Genomic DNA, 3461 nt, shown 5'->3' with positions numbered 1-3461 from the left:
GGGCGACACGGTGGCGGCGATCAGGCGTGAGACGCGGGCGGCGCCGACGCGTACCGCGTCCTCCAGCTGCGGCTGCCGCTGTTCGAACAGCTCCGCGGGGACGGAGGTGGCCACGGCTCCCGCGACCCTACCGTCCGCGTCCAAAACGGGGGCGGCGAGGCAGGACAGGCCGCCCTGGAACTCCCCCACCTCGACCGCCACGCCGGAGGCATGGACCCGCTCGAGATGTCCCTCCAGGACGTCGGGCGCGGTGATGGTGCGCTCGGTGAGCCGCACCAGCCCCTGTTGCCGCAGGTAGTCACGGCGCCGCGCGGCCGGCAGCGACGACAGCATGACCTTGCCGAAGGCCGTGGCGTGCGGGGCCTGGTGGAAGCCGACGTCGAGCGGCTCGGCCCGGGGCGCCGAAGGGGAGTCCACGACCTCGGCGACGACGATCTCCTCGTCCCGGAAGACGGTGTAGTACGCGGCGGCCGCGCACTCGTCGTGAACCTGGTGGAGCACGCCCAGCAGGCCGGGGGTCACCTCCAGCTGCTGGCACAGGCGCCGGTGCAGCCCGGTGAGCTTGTACCCCAGGCCGTAACCGCGGGACTGGTTCAGCCTCACCAGGTAGCCGTCGTGCACCAGGGTGTTCAGCAGACGGTACGTCGTCGGGAGGGTGAGGCCCGCGCGCCGGGCGACGGCCTTCGCGGTGATGCCGTCACCGCCGGCGGCGACCGCCTCGAGCACCCTCAGTGCCCGCCGGACCGATCCGAGCAGGTCTGCCGCGCCGGCGGCGTGCGTCTCGTTGCCGTGGATCATGCGTCTCCTGTGCGGCTTCGGGAAGTGAGCCGTGTCGCCACACCGTCACCCGGGCGGTCGGCTCCAGGCGGATGAGGCCTCGGAACCGGCCGCATCGGGGCGGCGCCGGCGCTCTGCCGGGCCGGACGGCTCGGTCGCCCCGGACGGCCGAGGTCTGCCTGTCGCGCGACGGTCATGCGGCGATGGTACGCAACCGGTTCATAGCCGTGTAGACCTGACCGGCCAGCAGGCCCCCCAGCACCTGGGCCCCGAGGTACACGGGCAACTGGGACCAGTCAACCGGCCCCCCGGCCGGGCCGGACACCAGCATGGGTCCGAGGGTGCGTGCCGGATTGAGCGCCGCCCCCGTGACTGGACCCACGGCGACGGCGATGGCGAAGACCGCGAAGCCGATGGGCAGGCCGGCGAAGCCGCCCGGGGCCCGCTGGTCGACGACTCCGAACACCACGAAGACGAGGATGAAGGTGCCCAGCGCCTCCGCGAAGAACGCCTGGGAGGCGGAGGTCGGAGATGTATAGGAGGCGACACCGAGGCCCAGGTGCACCGCACGGGCGCCGAGCACGGCGACGATGGCGCCCGCGCCTGCCACCGCTCCCGCGCACTGGGACAGGACGTAGCCCGCCACCTCGCGCCGGGGGATTCTGCCCGTCGCGGCCAGGGCGAGGGTGACGACTGGATTGATGTGGCAGCCCGACACATGGCTTATCGCGAAGACGGCGGCCACCACGACCATGGCGAAAGCGAATGCGATCACGCCCAGGTCCGCCATCGTGAAACTGGTCTTCCCGGTCTTCTGCAGCATGAGGGTGGCAGGAATCGAGCCCACCCCGAGGAAGACAAGAAAAGCAGTGCCGAGAAATTCGGCGAGCAGCCGTTGGAGATAAGTGTTTTCTTTCATGACTTTCGCCGGAGCCAGCGGCCCGACCTCAACCCCTTTACGATGTGTGGCGTTCGGCGTTTTCCGGGCCCGCCAGCCGGGCCGGTGCGCGACCTCCCGGAGCGGGCGCCGCACGGGGTGCGGAGGGGATGTCACCGAGCGCCGGGCATGAGGATTCCGCGGCCCTGCAGCCGTCCCCCCTCGAGGTCGTCCATGGCGTCGTTCACGGCATCGAGCGAATACGTCGTGGTGTGCAGCCGCACCTTGCCATGGGCGGCGAGCGTCATGAGTTCGTCAAGGTCGTTGTAGCTGCCGACGAGGTTCCCGATGACGTTGATCTCGTTCGAGATGATGTCGATGGTCGGCACGTGGACGTGTCCGCCGTATCCGACGACGAAGTAGGAGCCAGCCCTGCGGAGCATGGCGACGCCCTGGGCCTCGGTGCCTCGCTCACCCACGAAGTCGATGACGACATGTGCTCCTCGACCTGCGGTGATCTCCTGCACCGCGATCACCGGGTCGCTGTCGGCGCGCACGGTGTGGTGCGCACCCAGGCTCTTGGCAAGTTCCAGGGCCGCTTCGGAGGTGTCCACGACGACGATCTCGGCCGCGGTGAGGGCCACCAGGGCCTGGATGCCGATGTGCCCGAGGCCCCCGGCGCCGATGGCGACGACGAATGCACCGGGATACAGCAGCGGCACCGCCTTCCGTACGGCGTGATAGGCGGTGAGACCGGCGTCGGCCAGGGCTGCCACGTCGGCGGGCCGGAGACCGGGGTCGAGCTTCACGCACGAACGCGCGTTGGTGCGCATGAACTCCGCCATGCCACCGTCGCAGTCGATGCCCGGGAAGGCGCTGTTCGCACAGTGCACGTCATCCCCCGTTCGGCACGCGCGGCACAGGCCGCAGGTCATCAGCGGATGGAGGATCACAGGATCACCGACTGCCAGGTGGGAGACTCCGGAACCGACCTCCCGCACCCATCCGGCGTTCTCGTGGCCCAACGTGTACGGCAGCGACACCTGGGACTTTTCCTGCCACTGGCCCTCGATGACATGGAGGTCGGTTCTGCACAGACCGGCCCCACCGATCTCCACGATCACATCCTGCGGTGAAGTGATCCGGGGCTCCGGCACCTCTTCGACAATGGGCCGTCCGTGATATCCGTGCACACGCACTGCCTTCATTTCGCACACTCCTTGTGTCTGAATCCCGTAAGCGGTGCGAGGAGATGGTCATTCTTTTTCGGCCACATGGTCAACGGGACTGCATCTGGAAGATTTCCACCTGTCGAGAAAACAGATACATCACCGCGGAAGTGTCGATAGGTTATTTATCGGGCAGGTGGGGAGCTGCGAGGGTCGGCCGGCGTCGTACGATCTTGTCGCCACGGGGCCCGGCGCGAGGAACGGGCCTGTAAAGCACGCACGTAGCGGAGAGAGAGTCCGATGATCTTCATTACCGCCAAGTTCCGCGTTCTGCCCGCCGATGCCGATCGGTGGCCAGAGATCGCCGCCGATTTCACCGAGGCCACGCGCAGGGAGCCCGGCTGCCTGTGGTTCGAATGGTCGCGAAGCGTGGCGGACCCGACGGAGTACGTCCTGGTCGAGGCCTTCCGCGATGACGAGGCGGGTGCCGCTCATGTGCAGTCCGCGCACTTCAGGGCCGCGCAGGAGACGCTGCCGCGCCACCTGGTCGAGACACCTCGCATCGTGAACATGACGGTTCCGCAGGACGACTGGTCTCTCCTGGGCGAGATGGCCGTCGCGGAGCAGGACTAGGGACT

At 68.5% G+C, this 3461-nt stretch carries 4 protein-coding genes; 1 reads left to right on the top strand and 3 read right to left on the bottom strand.

Annotated elements, in window-relative coordinates; all coding sequences use genetic code 11:
- The 3 genes from ACZ42A_RS38915 to ACZ42A_RS38905 all read right to left on the bottom strand — a co-directional run.
- Positions 1–798 (bottom strand): IclR family transcriptional regulator (locus ACZ42A_RS38915; RefSeq protein ID WP_468532116.1); only part of this gene is annotated, 798 nt, incomplete at its 3' end.
- 172 nt (positions 799–970) lie between these two features.
- Positions 971–1810, bottom strand: a complete 840-nt coding sequence (locus ACZ42A_RS38910; protein ID WP_468532115.1) for an MIP/aquaporin family protein — start codon at positions 1808–1810, stop codon at positions 971–973.
- 17 nt (positions 1811–1827) lie between these two features.
- Positions 1828–2862 carry an NAD(P)-dependent alcohol dehydrogenase gene (locus ACZ42A_RS38905; protein ID WP_468532114.1) on the bottom strand — a complete coding sequence of 345 codons (1035 nt, stop codon included), beginning with the start codon at positions 2860–2862 and terminating at the stop codon, positions 1828–1830.
- Between the two features lie 261 nt (positions 2863–3123).
- On the opposite strand from ACZ42A_RS38905, the gene ACZ42A_RS38900 reads away from it, so the two are divergent.
- On the top strand, positions 3124–3456 hold the full coding sequence (locus tag ACZ42A_RS38900; RefSeq protein WP_468532113.1) for a putative quinol monooxygenase: 333 nt from the start codon (positions 3124–3126) through the stop codon (positions 3454–3456).
- Positions 3457–3461 lie beyond the last annotated feature (5 nt).

This window comes from Streptomyces sp. NPDC030838, assembly GCF_055572035.1.
The sequence above is the reverse complement of the archived record's forward strand: the minus strand, read 5'-3'. Positions and strand labels throughout refer to the sequence as shown.